We start from the raw sequence: 13,770 nt of genomic DNA, 5'->3' as shown, positions 1-13,770 counted from the left end.
GCCAATCGGAAAGGCTGCCGCGCGAACGGTCCTCAAAAAACCGCTTGAGCTCAACCCCGGTTGAGGTTTTACAAGCCTGCCCCGAACGCAACAACGCCTCGATGCGGCGCCCGATCCGGCGCTGTCGAACCGCATGGTCCTGCCGGAAAGCCGCACTGGCTTCTGGCGTCCTGCGCTGGCGTCGAGATATGCAAGACAGGGGTGGAAATGACCGGGATCAGTACAAACAAGGTCGACTGGCGCGGATTATGGGCAAGCGGCGACCTGGCGCGCTTCTGCTTCATCAGCCTCGGCATCCTGTTGCACGCCACCAACGAGACGATGGTGGCAACGGTGATGCCGGCCATGGTCGGCGAACTGGCGGGCGTGCAGCTCGTCGGCTGGTCGCTGGCGATCTACGAACTCGGTGCCATCGTTGCCGGCGCGGCCGCCGGACGGCTGGTGAGTTATGTCCCCTTGCGCACCAACATGGTGGTCGCAGCCCTGCTCTACGCAGCAGGCGCCCTGATCTGCGCCACCTCGCCTTCCATGCAACTGTTCCTCGCCGGCCGCCTGATCGAAGGACTTGGCGGCGGTGCGCTGGTGTCGCTGGCCTTCGTCTCGGTCGAACGACTGTTCTCGCGCGCCATCTGGCCGCAGCTTTTCGGCATCATGTCGGCGATCTGGGGCGTCGCCGCCTTCAGCGGACCATTGCTCGGCGCGATCATGACCGAGCTTTTGTCATGGCGCTGGGCCTTCGGCATCTTCACCCTCGGCGGCGCAGCCATGGCGCTGGCAAGTTTCATCGTGCTCGACACGCCGGAGGCGACGAGGCCGAAGGCGAGCGCAGGCGGGGCGCCGCCCTTCCCGTTCGCGGCCCTTGCCTGCCTTGCCGTTGCCGTGGTGCTGATCGCCTCGGCCGGCGTCGACATCGCCTTGCTGCGCTCTTCGCTGCTGATGGCCTTCGGCCTCATCGGCCTGCTGCTGTTCTTCACCATCGACGCGCTGAAGCCGCTTTCGCGGCTGTTCCCGGCGCGGCTGTTCTCATGGCGCACGCCGGTCGGCGCCGGCATGACCATGGTTGCCGCCTTTTCGGTGGCCACCTGTTCCTTCGGCGTCTACGGGCCGCTGCTGCTGACCAGCCTTCACGACATTCCGCTGCTGACCACCGGCTACATCATCGCCGCCGAGTCGATCGCCTGGTCGATCCTGTCGATCCTGGTCGCCAACGCGCCGCCGCGGCGCGAGCGGCTGATTATCATCAGCGGCGCGGTGATGATCGCGGCCGGCATCGCCGGCTTTGCCTACACGATACCCCTGGGTTCCATCCCGCTCATCCTGATCTGCGCCCTGTTGCAAGGCGGCGGCTTCGGCATCGCCTGGCCGTTCCTGACACGCGTCATCGTCGCCTCCGCCCCGAAGAGCGAGCAGACCATCGCCTCGGCGGCGGTGCCGACCATGCAGCGCATCGGCTACGCCGTGGGTGCACCCCTTGCCGGCATCGTCGCCAATGCCAGCGGCTTTTCGCAAGGTTTGAACCACGACGCGGCGGCGAATGTTGCGTCCTGGCTGTTTCTTGCCTTCGTCCCGCTCGGCATTGTCGGCTGCCTGGCGGCCTTGCGGGTTTCCAGGCCGCTTGGCCAGCAGCTGGAAGCTACTGGCTAGAAGCGCCCAACCCGCTCATTCGACCTCGCGCAGGCGGTAGCCGACGCCGGTCTCGGTGGTGATGTAGCGCGGCTGGTCGGGGCTCTTCTCGATCTTCTGCCTGAGCTGCCGCACATAGACCCTGAGATACTGCACGTCGGTCGAGTCGCCCCAGACCTGCTTCAACAGGAAATGGTGGGTCAGCACCTTGCCGGCGTGCTGCACCAGCATGCGCAGGATGTCGTATTCCTTCGGCGACAGCTTTACCTCCTTGCCCTCGACCTTGACGATGCGCTTGACCAGATCGACGCTGAGATCGCCGGTCTGGAAAATCGGCTTCTCTCCCTGCTGCTGGAACTTGTGGCGGAGCGCCACGCGGATGCGTGCGACCAGTTCGTTCATGCCGAAGGGTTTGGTGACATAGTCGTCGGCGCCGAGCTCCAGGGCCTGGACGATACCGGCCTCGTCGGTCCGGCTGGACAGGATGACCACCGGAATGTCGAGGCCGTCGTCGCGCCATTTGCGCAGCAACTCATGGCCGCTCATGCCGGGCAGGCCAAGGTCGAGCAAGACGAGGTCCGGCTTCTCCGCCTCCATCAGTTCGATGGCCGCCCTGGCATTCGGCGCCTCGCTGATCGCGTAGCCCTGGCTGCCGAGGCCGACGCGCAGCAGCTTGCGGATCGGAGGCTCGTCATCGACGACCAGTATCCTGACGTTCGAGTTTGTCATGCCAGGTCACCCACATCGTCGGTATTCGAAGCGTCGAAATTGGGCGGATTTGCCGGCTTGGGCATTTTGATGGTGAAGACCGCGCCCGAACCGTCGGTCCGGTTTGCCGCCGTGATCGTGCCACCCATCGCCTCGATGAAGCCGCGGCAGATCGACAGGCCGAGCCCGGTGCCGGCGCGGATCTGGTCGCGCTTGCGCACCCGGTAGAAGGTGTCGAAAATCCGTTCCAGATCGCCGGGAGGAATGCCCGGCCCTTCATCCATGATCTGCAGCAGGACGGAGCCATTGTCGGTCCAGCCCTGGACGCGGATCGTCGAGCCGGCCGGGGCATATTTCGCCGCATTGTCGAGAAGATTGAACAACGCTTGCTCGAACAGCACCGGGTCGACCTTCAACATCGGCAAATCCCTGGGGATGTCCGTCTCGATCTTGTGCTCGCCGATGATTTTCCTGGCCCTTTGCAGGGCAGAGCCGACCATGTCGCCGACATAGTGAAAGGCGTAGTTCGGCTCCATCGCGCCGGACTCGATCTTGGTCATGTCGAGCAGATTGGCGATGAAGCGGTTCAACCGCTCGGATTCGTCGAGCACCGTCGACAGCAGTTCGGCCCGATCCGGTTCGGGAAGTGCTGCTGAAAAATCCCGCAGCGTGCCGGCGGCGCCCATGATGGCGGCGAGCGGCGTCTTCAGATCATGGGAAATGGAGGTGAGCAGCGCCGAGCGCAGCCTGTCCGCCTCGGCGGCGAGCTTGGCCCGGTCGACGTCGGCGACCAGTTGGATACGTTCGATGGCGACTGCCGCCTGGTCGGCCAGTGCGTCGAGAAGCCGCTGCTGCTCGGGCGTCAGCAACGGTCCCTGCTTGTCGTTGTCGAGGCCGACGACGCCGATGGGAGTGCGTCCTGTCCGCAAGGGCAGATAGAGGCGCTTGGCGCCCGGAAGCGTGTCGGCGCCGCGACCCGCGGCACGATTATGCTCCCAGGCCCAGCGGGCGGCGGCGATGTCGGCTTCGGCCAGCGTGTCGTCAGGCGGATAGCCGGCCTTGACGGTGATCGTCCCGTCTTCCGGCAAAAGCAGCACCACGCGCAGCTTCAGCATCGAGGCGATCTGGAAGGCGGTGGCCCAGAGAACGTCGTCCAGCGTCCCGGCGCCGGCGAGCTTCTTCGAAAAGAGGTAGATGTCCTCGGTCGCCCGCGCCCGCGAGCGGGCGGCGACCGCCTGGCGCTGCACGCGCGCCGTCAGATTGCTGGCAATGACCGCAACGACGAGAAAGACGCCAAGCGCGACGATGCTCTCCGGATCCCTGATCGTCAGCGTATAGCGGGGCTCCAGGAAGAAATAATTGAAAGCAAGGGCGCTGACGAAACAAGCATACAGAGCCGGCCACAGGCCGCCGGTCACCGCCGATGCCAGCACCCCGATGAGCAGAATGATCGCCAGATTGCGAACGTCGAGAAACTGATCGAGAAGGACGGCGAAGGCGAGCGAGCCGATGACAAAGGCCGTCGCCTTGAGATAGGGCCGGATTTCGAACTGCCACTGCTCGTCGGCCGCCTTGACGCTCCGCGACGCCGCCTCGGTGCCGCGTTCGCTTCCCGAAATGACATGGACGCTGATATCGCCGGCATTGCGGATGAGATCATAGGTGAGCGAGCCTTCGATCAATTCGCGCCAGCGCGACCGGGTCGGCCTGCCGACGACGATATGGGTAAAATTGTTCGCCGTCGCATAACGCACGATGTCCTGCGCCACATTCTGACCCGGAATGGTCGTCACCTCGGCGCCAAGCTGCTGGGCAAGGCGCAGGTTCGTCGCCAGCCGGTCCTTGTCATCCTCAGGCATGCTGGCCGAGCGCGTGCTGTCGACGTGCAGCGCCGTCCACGGCGCACGCAGCCGGTCGGCCAGCCTGCGCGCATAGCGCACGCGGGCCGCTCCTCCAGGTCGCGCGTCGAGGCAGACGAGGACCCTTTCGCCTGCCGCCCACGGTCCGGGAATGGCGTGCGCCTGCATATGGATGAGCAACTGGTCGTCGACACGCTGCGCGGTGCGGCGCAGCGCCAGTTCCCTGAGCGCCGTCAGGTTGCCCGGCGAGAAATAGTTCTCGATCGCGCGCTGCGCGGTGTTGGGGAAATAGACCTTGCCTTCCTCGAGCCGCTTGATCAGGTCGTCGGGGGTGAGATCGATGATCTCGACATCGTCGGCCTGGTCGATGATGGAATCGGGAACCGTCTCGCGAACCCTGACCTTGGTGATCTGGGCGACGACGTCGTTCAGGCTTTCGACATGCTGGATGTTGAGCGTCGTATAGACGTCGATGCCGTGCGTCAGGATCTCCTGGACATCGAGATAGCGCTTGGGATGGCGGCTGCCGGGCGCATTGGTGTGGGCGAGTTCGTCGACAAGAACCAGCGCCGGGCGCCGGGCGAGGATGGCATCGATATCCATCTCGTCGAGGATGCGCCCTTTGTAGTCGACCTTGCGGCGGGGAATGACCTCATAGCCCTCGACCAGGGCCAGCGTCTCCTTGCGGCCATGCGTCTCGACGACGCCGATCACCACATCCACGCCGTCGGCCAGCCTGGCGCGGCCCGACATCAGCATCTCATAGGTTTTGCCGACGCCGGGTGCCGCGCCGAGGAAAATTCTTAGGCGGCCGCGACCCTCCCGCTCGGCATGGTCAAGCAGTGCGTCGGGCGAGGGTCTGGTGTCGCTGCTTCTGTCGTCAGGCATCGGGATCGATCATGGATGGCGCCGGGGGTACTGTCGATCCCCGGCCGCCGCCATTCACTCTTTCGCTACGTCCAGCGCAAGGTTGAGACCGAGCACATTGACCACAGGCTCGCCCATGAAGCCGAGTTCCCTGCCCTCGACTTGGGCATCGACAAGCGCCTTGACCCTGGCCTCCTCGATGCCCCTGGCCTTGGCCACCCGGGCGACCTGGAAGTAGGCGGCTTCCGGGCTGATGTCGGGATCGAGGCCACTGCCGGACGTCGTCACCAGATCCATCGGAACAGGCTGGTTCGGGTTTTCCGCTTTCAACTTCTCGGCGTCGCCCTTGATGCGGTCGATCAGCTTGGGACTGGTCGGGCCGAGATTGCTGCCGCTCGAGGCGGCTGCATTGTAGCCGTCGCCGGCAGCCGAAGGGCGGCCGTGGAAATACTTGTCGCTGGCAAACCCCTGGCCGATCGATTCGGAGCCGATGATCTTGCCGTCCCTCTCGACCAGGCTGCCATTGGCCTGCCGCGGAAACAGCGCCTGGGCGATGCCGGTCATGCCCAGGGGATAGATCAGGCCGGTTAGGACCGTGAAGAAGACGATCATGATGATCGCGGGTCTTATCTGGGTGAGCATGGAGATGTTCCTCAAAGCAATTCCAGGAGAAGTGTGAAGCGGTTTTCCCTAGGGAATTGCGTTAAAACAAAGAGTTAAGCGAGGCCAAGCGCGGTGACGATCATGTCGATCGCCTTGATGCCGACGAAAGGCACGATGAGGCCGCCGAGGCCATAGACGAGAAGATTGCGGCTGAGCAGCGCGCCGGCGCCGATGGCCCGATATTTGACGCCCTTCAGCGACAGCGGGATCAGCGCGATGATGATCAGCGCGTTGAAGATGATGGCCGACAGGATGGCACTCTGCGGCGTCGCCAGATGCATGACGTTGAGTGCCTGCAGCGGACCGGTCGTCTGTCCCGGTGCGACGTAGAAGACGGCGAACATCGCCGGGATGATGGCGAAATATTTGGCGACGTCGTTGGCGATCGAGAAGGTCGTCAGCGAGCCCCGCGTCATCAAGAGCGCCTTGCCGATCTCGACGATCTCGATGAGCTTGGTCGGATCGCTGTCGAGATCGATCATGTTGCCGGCCTCGCGGGCGGCAACCGTGCCGGTGTTCATGGCGACACCGACATCGGCTTGCGCGAGGGCCGGCGCATCGTTGGTGCCGTCGCCGCACATGGCAACCAGCTTGCCCTTGGCCTGTTCGTCGCGGATCAGCTTCAGCTTGTCCTCCGGTGTGGCCTGGGCGAGGAAGTCGTCGACGCCGGCTTCCGCGGCGATCGCCGCCGCCGTCATCGGGTTGTCGCCGGTGATCATCACCGTGCGGATGCCCATGCGGCGCAGTTCGGTGAAGCGCTCCCTGATGCCGCCCTTGACGATGTCCTTGAGGTGGATGACGCCGAGCAGGCGGCCGTCGCGTTCGACCGCCAGCGGCGTGCCGCCGGACTTGGCGATCTCGTCGGCGATGGCCTGGAGATCCCTGACGGTATCGCTGCCGGGCCGCGTGGCATGGGCTGCGACCGTCGATTGGTTGACATGGGCAAGCACGGAATCCACGGCGCCCTTGCGCACCGACGAACCATCGATGTCGACGCCGCTCATACGGGTCTGTGCTGTGAAGGGCACGAAGGTGGCGTGCAGCGTTGCCATGTCGCGGGCGCGGATGGCGTATTTCTCCTTGGCCAGCACGACGATGGAACGGCCTTCCGGCGTTTCGTCGGCGAGCGAGGCAAGCTGGGCCGCGTCGGCCAGTTCCTGTTCGGTGACGCCCTTGACCGGGCGGAACTGCGTCGCCTGGCGGTTGCCGAGCGTGATCGTGCCGGTCTTGTCGAGCAGCAGCGTGTCGACGTCGCCTGCGGCTTCCACGGCGCGACCCGACATGGCCAGCACGTTGAATCGCACCAGACGGTCCATGCCGGCGATGCCGATGGCCGAAAGCAGCGCCCCGATCGTGGTCGGGATCAAGGTGACGAACAGCGCCACCAGAACGGTCACCGAAATATAGCCGCCCGAATAGGAAGCAAAACTCGGGATCGTCGCGGTGGCCAGCACGAAGATCAGCGTCATGCCGACGAGCAGGATGTTGAGCGCGATCTCGTTCGGCGTCTTCTGGCGCTCCGCACCTTCGACCAGCGAGATCATGCGGTCGAGGAAGGTGTGGCCGGAAGCCGCCGTGATGCGCACGCGAACCCAGTCGGACAGCACCTGCGTGCCGCCGGTGACCGCCGAACGATCGCCGCCGGATTCGCGGATCACCGGCGCGGATTCGCCCGTGATCGCGGCCTCGTTGACCGAAGCGACGCCTTCGATCACTTCGCCGTCGGACGGGATGATGTCGCCGGCCTCGACCAGCACGGCATCGCCGACCTTGAGGCTGGTGCCGGGCACAAGTTTGTATTTGGTGCGGTCTTCACCGGTCAAAAGCTTGGCCTTGGTCTCGGTGCGTGCCTTGCGCAGCGAATCCGCCTGCGCCTTGCCGCGGCCTTCTGCGACCGCTTCGGCGAAGTTGGCGAACAGCACGGTGAACCAAAGCCAGATGATGATCTGCAGCGTGAAGCCGAGATTGCCGCCGCCGGAGACCAGGTCCTTGACGAACAGCACGGTGGTGAGCGCCGAGACGACGGCAACGACGAACATCACCGGGTTCCTGGCCAGCGTGCGCGGGTCGAGCTTGCGGAAGGCGCCGCCGATGGCGGGAAGCAGGATGCTGGCATCCATGATGCTGGCTGATTTCGAGTTGCTCATTTTGAAGCTCCGGCTTCGGTGTTGTTGGACGGCACCGGATGATCGGATGCCGAAAAGAGATGGGGCGGCCCGTAGGCCAGCAGCCAGAGGACGAGCATGACTGCCGCAAGGCCGAGAAACGTCGACAGGGTCGGGAAAGGAGGAGGTCCCTCCTCCTTTCCGTGATCGTCCCTGTGGGCGACCTTGCGGCGCATGGCATTGAACCACGACATGGCGGCCTCAGAAGGTCTGCCCGTGAGCCATCGCCAGGTGCTCGATGATCGGCCCGACGGCGAGCGCGGGGAAGAAGGTGAGGCCACCGACGATCAGGATGACGCCGATCAGCAGCCCGACGAACAGCGGGCCGTCGGTCGGGAAGGTGCCGGCGGAGGCCGGAACCGTTTTCTTCGCCACCAGCGAGCCGGCAATGGCCAGCGCCGGGATGATGACCAGGAAGCGGCCCATCAGCATGCCGATGCCGATGGTGATGTTGTACCAGGGCGTGTTGCCGCTGAGGCCGCCAAAGGCCGAACCGTTGTTGGCCGCCGCCGACGTGTAGGCATAGAGGACCTCGGAGAAGCCGTGCGGGCCGGCATTGCCCATCGACGCCACGCCGGTCGGCAGCACGACGGCGATGGCCGTGAAGATCAGCATCGCCAGCGGCAGGCACAATATGGCCAGCATCGCCATCTTGACCTCCTTGGCCTCGATCTTCTTGCCGAGATATTCGGGCGTGCGACCGACCATCAGGCCGGCGACGAAGACGGCGACGACGATGTACATCAGGATGCCGTAGAGGCCCGCGCCGACACCGCCGACGATGACTTCGCCAAGCTGCATGTTGATGATCGGGATCATGCCGCCGAGCGCCGTGAACGAGCCGTGCATGGCGTTGACGGCGCCGCAGGAAGCGGCCGTGGTGATGACGGCAAACAGCGCCGACAAGGCGATGCCGAAACGTGTCTCCTTGCCCTCCATGTTGCCGCCGTCGATGCCCAGCGCATGCACCAGCGGGTTGCCGGCGGCTTCCGCCCAGTAGCAGATGGCGACACCGGCGATGAACATGACGCCCATGGCCGAGAGGATCGCCCAGCCCTGGCGCTGGTTGCCGATCATGCGGCCGAAGACATTGGTCAAGGCGGCGCCGATGGCGAAGATCGACACCATCTGGATCAGGTTGGAGATCGCGTCGGGGTTCTCGAACGGGTGCGCGGCATTGGCGTTGAAGAAGCCGCCGCCATTGGTGCCGAGCATCTTGATGGCCACCTGCGAAGCGACCGGGCCGACGGCGATGGTCTGCTGCGCGCCTTCGAGCGTCGTGGCGTTGACATAGGCGCCCAGCGTCTGCGGCATGCCGAGCCAGACATAGGCCAGCGTCAGCACGACGCAGAACGGCAGCAGCAAATAGAGTGTGGAGCGGGTCATATCGACCCAGAAATTGCCGATCGACTTGCCCGAAGCCCGGGCAAAGCCGCGGATCAGCGCGATGGCTATGGCAATGCCCGTGGCCGCCGAAACGAAGTTCTGCACCGTCAGCCCGGCCATCTGCACGAGATAGGACATCGTGCTCTCGCCACCATAGTTCTGCCAGTTGGTGTTGGTCATGAAGCTGGCGGCGGTGTTGAAGGCGAGCCCTGGTTCAACCGCTGTCATGCCGGCCGGGTTGTAGGGCAGGCTGCCCTGCAGGCGCTGCAGGGCGTAGAGCACCAGGAAGCCGGCAAGGTTGAAGAGCAGCAGGGCGACCGCATAGGTGGTCCAGTGCTGTTCCTCGCGTTCGCTGGTTCCGCAAACACGGTACAGCCCGCGCTCGAGCGGGCCGAAGACGGGCGAGAGCAGCGTCCGGTCGCCGTTGAAGACGCGGTGCATGTAGCCGCCGAGCGGCTTCACCAGCAATATGACGATCCCGCAATAGACCAGGATCTGTATCCAACCGTTCAGTGTCATGGCTGTGGCTTTCCGTGCCTTCAGAAGCGTTCTGGACGAACGAGCGCGTAGGTCAGGTAGGCGAGCAGGAACAGCGTCACGCCGCCACCGAGAATATAGTCGACGATCATTTTTTCAGCCTCGCTCTAGAGCGCGTCGCAAACTTTGATGTAGGCGAAACAAAGGGTGAAGAACAAAATTCCGATCCCGATAACGGATATATCCATTGTGTTATTCCTTTTGTTCTTTTGTACTTTGCGAATTTGACAGGAGATTTCGCAATATCTCGAAAGTGTCCCGTCGCATCTTTGGCGACGAAACCGAATGTGTTTTCTGAAGGGAATATGGACCCGATCGCCATAAAGGTTCGAGACGGGGCGCAGTGGAAAGAAATAGGAATTTCATAAAGATTTTTGCGCGGGCTCTTCCCAACACTCCACGCAGGGATTGTCGCGCAAGGCAGGCGGCCAGCCACAGGATTGCGATTTGCTTGCGAGCTGCCGGAAACGGGAAAGCCCGGCTGGGGCCAGCCGGGCCTTCTATGGTGGTGTGGCTTTAGCCGCCACGGAGGGTATCGATCTTCAGGCGGCGTAGCCGCCATAGCCACGCGCAACGGCGTGCACGCCCGCCACCGGCTCGAGGTCCGGCCACAGGATACAAGAAGCTTGCGCAAACTGGACGAGCGCGTGGCGGGCCTGCTCGATGGTCACATAGCCTGGGATGGCGAGTTCACATGCTTCCACCGCGTTGCGGTAGAGCGGGCCGCGGCGGGAGGTCGTCCAATTGGTGAGGAAGTCGTGCATTTCGGCCAGCGACGCAATCTCGCGTTTGAAGCCAAGGCCGACCGAGAGTGCGACCGGGGAATGAAACAGCTTATCGTGCATGAAGCGGGCTCCTGGTTTTTTTGCGCGCTTGGAGAGATATCCGGCGGGTCCGCGAACGGGACGCCCTGAAACGCGCAATGAGGCCGGAGGTTCCAGACTTGGGTCTTGGCGGTTTTTGATTGTGCCTGGTCGGCGAAATTATCAATTTCGCAGCGCAACGATCATGTGCCGGACGCTCAACGGCTCCGCTTCCACTTGGCGACGGCAGGCTCTCCAAAATCCCGAAGGAGCCATCGAGATCGCTTGCCGCCCTGAGGCTCACGCCTTCTTCACGAACTCGGTCTTGAGCACCAGGCCTTTCACTTGCTTGGTGTTGCATTCGATCTCGCCGGGATTGCCGTTCAGGCGGATAGCCTTCACCAACGTGCCGCGCTTGATCGTTTCCGAAGTGCCTTTGACTTTGAGGTCCTTGATCAGCGTGACGGAATCGCCGTCATTCAATTGAGCGCCATTGCTGTCGCGCACGATTACATCGTTCGGCATGCCATCTCCTGTGATTGGCAGGTTTCAAGGGCAGAGCGCGGCGGGATGTTTACCGCCCTGCTTCGCGCAAAGGCTCGGGCTTGTCCTGCGAAGCTCGTAGAGCGAAGCAGGATGGCGGAGAGAGCGGGATTCGAACCCGCGTTACGGTCTCCCGTAAACACACTTTCCAGGCGTGCGCCTTCAACCACTCGGCCACCTCTCCGTCCATGCATGTCGCGTCGGCCGGTTTTGCCGCGCGGGTTGGGGAGATGCACCTCCCTTGGGGCAAGACGGAACTTTCGCCATCGGCGTCGCCAACCAGCAAACGCCTTCCCCTGCACCTGAGCCGTCGAAGCAACAGGCGCGGGGCTCATCTAGTCGATCCGACGGCGAATGCCAAGCCATAACGGCAGTCTATTCGCTTTGCCGGCCACACAGTCTTTCACGAGGCCGCCGGCATGCCCGTTTTTGCGGCCGCCGCCGCTGCAATGGTGTGCACAGGCAGGACCGCAGGGACGGCCGCCCTTGACTTCCCCCGGAGTTGCCTGTCGGGTGCCGAGGCTTTGCGGGGGCATTGTGCGGACATGACATCGAGCAATGGACAGACGCCAGTCAGGCGGCCGGACAGCGGGCTGTCCTTCGTGCCGGTGGGCTGGCTTGTCTTCGTCATGGCGTGGTCGGTCTACGGCCTGATCTCCGTCTGGCCCGCGGTCGGCGCCACCGGCCTGCCAGACAGCGTGCTTTACCTTATCTATGGCGGGCTCGTCGTCGACATCGTCACCATCCTATGGGGGCTTTACCTGCTCGGCCTCGCCTTCGGCCGCTCGGCCCGCTTCCCGCGCCAGTTCACGATCTGGCAGATTGCCATAATCGTCGGGCTGCTGGTCATCCATGCCTATGCCCCTACGGTGCCGGGATTCGTCTTCTCGGGCCAGGCGCTTGTCATCACCGGCGCCGAAATCGCCATCGGCGCGCTCTGCATCTATCTGCTGCGCCATGGATCCGAAGCCGATGCCGTTTATGTCAATCCTAAAACCGAGAGCCCATCGGCCTTCGTCTCGGTCATCGCCGCGCTGCTCGGCATCGTCCTGGGCGCGGTCATCGGCGCCGTGGGCGGATTCGCCATCGGCTCGCTGATCGCCGATGCCACCGAGATGAGCTGTTTCGAGGGCGCCTGCGGCTATTTCGCCGTGTTCACCGGCCTGGCCGGTCTGGTGATCGGCGCCATCGGCGGCGGCGTTTTTGCTGTCTGGCGTGTCCACCGGCACAAAAGGAAGCCGGCCGCATAATTCGCGCGGGCAACAAATCCGGGTTCACACGGTCTTTGGAGACTTCGCCGGCGCGTCGGTTTGCGAGCACCAAACGCAAAAACCCGCCTGTGCGGCGGGTCCTCGGCGCAAGTCAACGCCATACCGAAATTATTAGCATAGCTGCCCTCACATGTCAATGAAAAGCGACCCGACTGACTGTCGTCCGGCCCTCCGTTGACCTGAGTTTGGAGTCTGCAAATTCGCGTATGGCGATTGCGATCCAGCCATGCGCATTCTATCTCTGAAAAGTCCCTCGGCAGAGGACCAGCCCGGAGGAGGGTTCTGATGTTTCGCTTCGTCTTTCGTCTTGCTGCAATGATCGCGCTGTCGATTTCCGTCATCATGGCGGTGCTCGACGCGACACGCACAGTGGCGGCCTCCGTGCTGGTGCTGACCCCGCTCAACAGCAGTTGGCTGGCGGTCTCGCCCGACACGCGGGCCGCCTTCGAGACCTTCATCCGAACCAAGACCAGCCCGCTGCTGTGGGATGGCGCCATCGCCTGGGTGCTGAACCAGCCGGGCTTCGCCGTGTTCGCGGTGATGGCTTTCCTGCTCTATGCGATAGGCTACAGGCGGCAACGTCGCGCCGGACAGTTCGTCGCAAACTGATCCGCTTTCCGCGAAGAGAGGGAAACCCGCGCATGTTCTTTCTCAGCGACATGCTGAACAAGAAGCTCAATCTGCCGAAGCCCTCCGAGGCCCTGCCGGGCCGCGCCAGGGCGATCCCGACCGCATCCAGGCACAAGGTCTTGAAAAGACCGCTCAAGGGTCCTTATCCCGAGGGGCTGGAGACGGCCATGTTCGGGCTCGGCTGCTTCTGGGCTGCGGAGCGGCTGTTCTGGCAGATCGAAGGCGTCTGGGTCACCGCGGCCGGCTATGCCGGCGGCTTCACGCCCAATCCGACCTATCAGGAGACCTGCACCGGGCTAACCGGTCATGCCGAAGCGGTGCTGGTGGTCCATGACCCCGGGATCGTCTCCTATGCTGGGCTTCTGAAGCTGTTCTGGGAAAGCCACGATCCCACGCAGGGCATGCGCCAGGGCAATGATGTCGGCACCGCCTATCGTTCAGCGATCTACACGAGCGACGAGGCGCAACTGTTGGCGGCGAGCGCCTCGCGCGATGCGTATGAGACCTCGCTGCGCGGTGCCGGCCACGGCAGGATCACCACCGAGATCGCCCCGGCGGCCGAATTCTACTTCGCCGAAGCCGATCACCAGCAATATCTGGCGAAGAACCCTTACGGCACGTGCAACCTCAAAGGCACCGGTGTCGCTTGCGCCATCCCTGCCGCCGCCTCCGCCTGACACTTGGCGCAAGGACAAGCTGCGGTGCGGCTTGCCCG

13 protein-coding genes and 1 tRNA gene are annotated in these 13,770 nt (G+C 63.7%); 4 read left to right on the top strand and 10 right to left on the bottom strand.

The genetic code is table 11. The features are described from left to right. Window positions 1-207: 207 nt before the first annotated feature. Entirely contained in the window at window positions 208-1,644 is a 1,437-nt protein-coding gene (locus tag A9K65_RS09450; protein WP_064995591.1) for an MFS transporter, read from the top strand. A gap of 15 nt (window positions 1,645-1,659) precedes the next feature. Here the strand turns inward: A9K65_RS09450 and A9K65_RS09445 are convergent, their stop codons facing one another. From A9K65_RS09445 to A9K65_RS09400, 10 genes are all read right to left on the bottom strand, one after another. Further along, entirely contained in the window at window positions 1,660-2,352 is a 693-nt protein-coding gene (locus tag A9K65_RS09445; protein WP_013529648.1) for a response regulator transcription factor, read from the bottom strand. After that, complete coding sequence (locus tag A9K65_RS09440; RefSeq protein ID WP_064995590.1) at window positions 2,349-5,078, bottom strand: sensor histidine kinase KdpD; 2,730 nt, start codon at window positions 5,076-5,078, stop codon at window positions 2,349-2,351. Before A9K65_RS09440 ends, A9K65_RS09445 begins: the two co-directional genes overlap by 4 nt. Window positions 5,079-5,132: 54 nt before the next feature. Further along, entirely contained in the window at window positions 5,133-5,699 is a 567-nt protein-coding gene (kdpC, locus tag A9K65_RS09435; protein WP_027161362.1) for a potassium-transporting ATPase subunit KdpC, read from the bottom strand. A 74-nt stretch (window positions 5,700-5,773) separates the two neighbouring features. Next, window positions 5,774-7,867 (bottom strand): potassium-transporting ATPase subunit KdpB, encoded by a 2,094-nt coding sequence (gene kdpB / locus A9K65_RS09430; protein ID WP_027161361.1) that lies wholly within the window; start codon window positions 7,865-7,867, stop codon window positions 5,774-5,776. Beyond that, entirely contained in the window at window positions 7,864-8,061 is a 198-nt protein-coding gene (locus tag A9K65_RS09425; protein ID WP_224621338.1) for a hypothetical protein, read from the bottom strand. The genes kdpB and A9K65_RS09425 overlap by 4 nt, the downstream gene beginning before the upstream one ends. A gap of 25 nt (window positions 8,062-8,086) precedes the next feature. After that, window positions 8,087-9,790 carry a potassium-transporting ATPase subunit KdpA gene (kdpA, locus tag A9K65_RS09420; protein ID WP_064995589.1) on the bottom strand — a complete coding sequence of 568 codons (1,704 nt, stop codon included), beginning with the start codon at window positions 9,788-9,790 and terminating at the stop codon, window positions 8,087-8,089. A 20-nt stretch (window positions 9,791-9,810) separates the two neighbouring features. After that, window positions 9,811-9,900 carry a K(+)-transporting ATPase subunit F gene (locus A9K65_RS09415; RefSeq protein WP_032808122.1) on the bottom strand — a complete coding sequence of 30 codons (90 nt, stop codon included), beginning with the start codon at window positions 9,898-9,900 and terminating at the stop codon, window positions 9,811-9,813. Window positions 9,901-10,350: 450 nt separating this feature from the next. Further along, on the bottom strand, window positions 10,351-10,653 hold the full coding sequence (locus tag A9K65_RS09410; protein WP_013529642.1) for a DUF982 domain-containing protein: 303 nt from the start codon (window positions 10,651-10,653) through the stop codon (window positions 10,351-10,353). A 258-nt stretch (window positions 10,654-10,911) separates the two neighbouring features. Next, window positions 10,912-11,136, bottom strand: coding sequence for an alkylphosphonate utilization protein (locus A9K65_RS09405; protein ID WP_013529641.1), 225 nt, complete (start codon window positions 11,134-11,136; stop codon window positions 10,912-10,914). A gap of 112 nt (window positions 11,137-11,248) precedes the next feature. Then, a tRNA-Ser gene (locus A9K65_RS09400) sits at window positions 11,249-11,338 on the bottom strand. A gap of 361 nt (window positions 11,339-11,699) precedes the next feature. On the opposite strand from A9K65_RS09400, the gene A9K65_RS09395 reads away from it, so the two are divergent. The 3 genes from A9K65_RS09395 to msrA all read left to right on the top strand — a co-directional run bounded on the left by A9K65_RS09395 (window position 11,700) and on the right by msrA (window position 13,732). Next, complete coding sequence (locus A9K65_RS09395) at window positions 11,700-12,404, top strand: hypothetical protein (protein ID WP_245322014.1); 705 nt, start codon at window positions 11,700-11,702, stop codon at window positions 12,402-12,404. A gap of 306 nt (window positions 12,405-12,710) precedes the next feature. Next, window positions 12,711-13,034, top strand: a complete 324-nt coding sequence (locus A9K65_RS09390; RefSeq protein ID WP_064995587.1) for a hypothetical protein — start codon at window positions 12,711-12,713, stop codon at window positions 13,032-13,034. 32 nt (window positions 13,035-13,066) lie between these two features. Beyond that, on the top strand, window positions 13,067-13,732 hold the full coding sequence (gene msrA, locus A9K65_RS09385; RefSeq protein ID WP_013529638.1) for a peptide-methionine (S)-S-oxide reductase MsrA: 666 nt from the start codon (window positions 13,067-13,069) through the stop codon (window positions 13,730-13,732). The last annotated feature ends 38 nt before the right edge of the window (window positions 13,733-13,770 follow it).

The sequence above is a fragment of the Mesorhizobium sp. WSM1497 genome, from assembly GCF_001672455.2.
GTDB classification, from domain to species: Bacteria; Pseudomonadota; Alphaproteobacteria; order Rhizobiales; family Rhizobiaceae; genus Mesorhizobium; species Mesorhizobium ciceri.
Note: the sequence above shows the minus strand (reverse complement) of the source record. Positions and strands in the feature narration are given on the sequence as shown.

Bases quoted from the DNA above. Each gene is read 5' to 3' on its own strand.
- A9K65_RS09450 (WP_064995591.1), top strand. From the start codon at position 208: ATGACCGGGATCAGTACAAACAAGGTCGACTGGCGCGGATTATGGGCA.
- A9K65_RS09445 (WP_013529648.1), bottom strand. From the start codon at position 2,352: ATGACAAACTCGAACGTCAGGATACTGGTCGTCGATGACGAGCCTCCG.
- A9K65_RS09440 (WP_064995590.1), bottom strand. From the start codon at position 5,078: ATGCCTGACGACAGAAGCAGCGACACCAGACCCTCGCCCGACGCACTG.
- kdpC (WP_027161362.1), bottom strand. From the start codon at position 5,699: ATGCTCACCCAGATAAGACCCGCGATCATCATGATCGTCTTCTTCACG.
- kdpB (WP_027161361.1), bottom strand. From the start codon at position 7,867: ATGAGCAACTCGAAATCAGCCAGCATCATGGATGCCAGCATCCTGCTT.
- A9K65_RS09425 (WP_224621338.1), bottom strand. From the start codon at position 8,061: ATGCGCCGCAAGGTCGCCCACAGGGACGATCACGGAAAGGAGGAGGGA.
- kdpA (WP_064995589.1), bottom strand. From the start codon at position 9,790: ATGACACTGAACGGTTGGATACAGATCCTGGTCTATTGCGGGATCGTC.
- A9K65_RS09415 (WP_032808122.1), bottom strand. From the start codon at position 9,900: ATGATCGTCGACTATATTCTCGGTGGCGGCGTGACGCTGTTCCTGCTC.
- A9K65_RS09410 (WP_013529642.1), bottom strand. From the start codon at position 10,653: ATGCACGATAAGCTGTTTCATTCCCCGGTCGCACTCTCGGTCGGCCTT.
- A9K65_RS09405 (WP_013529641.1), bottom strand. From the start codon at position 11,136: ATGCCGAACGATGTAATCGTGCGCGACAGCAATGGCGCTCAATTGAAT.
- A9K65_RS09395 (WP_245322014.1), top strand. From the start codon at position 11,700: ATGACATCGAGCAATGGACAGACGCCAGTCAGGCGGCCGGACAGCGGG.
- A9K65_RS09390 (WP_064995587.1), top strand. From the start codon at position 12,711: ATGTTTCGCTTCGTCTTTCGTCTTGCTGCAATGATCGCGCTGTCGATT.
- msrA (WP_013529638.1), top strand. From the start codon at position 13,067: ATGTTCTTTCTCAGCGACATGCTGAACAAGAAGCTCAATCTGCCGAAG.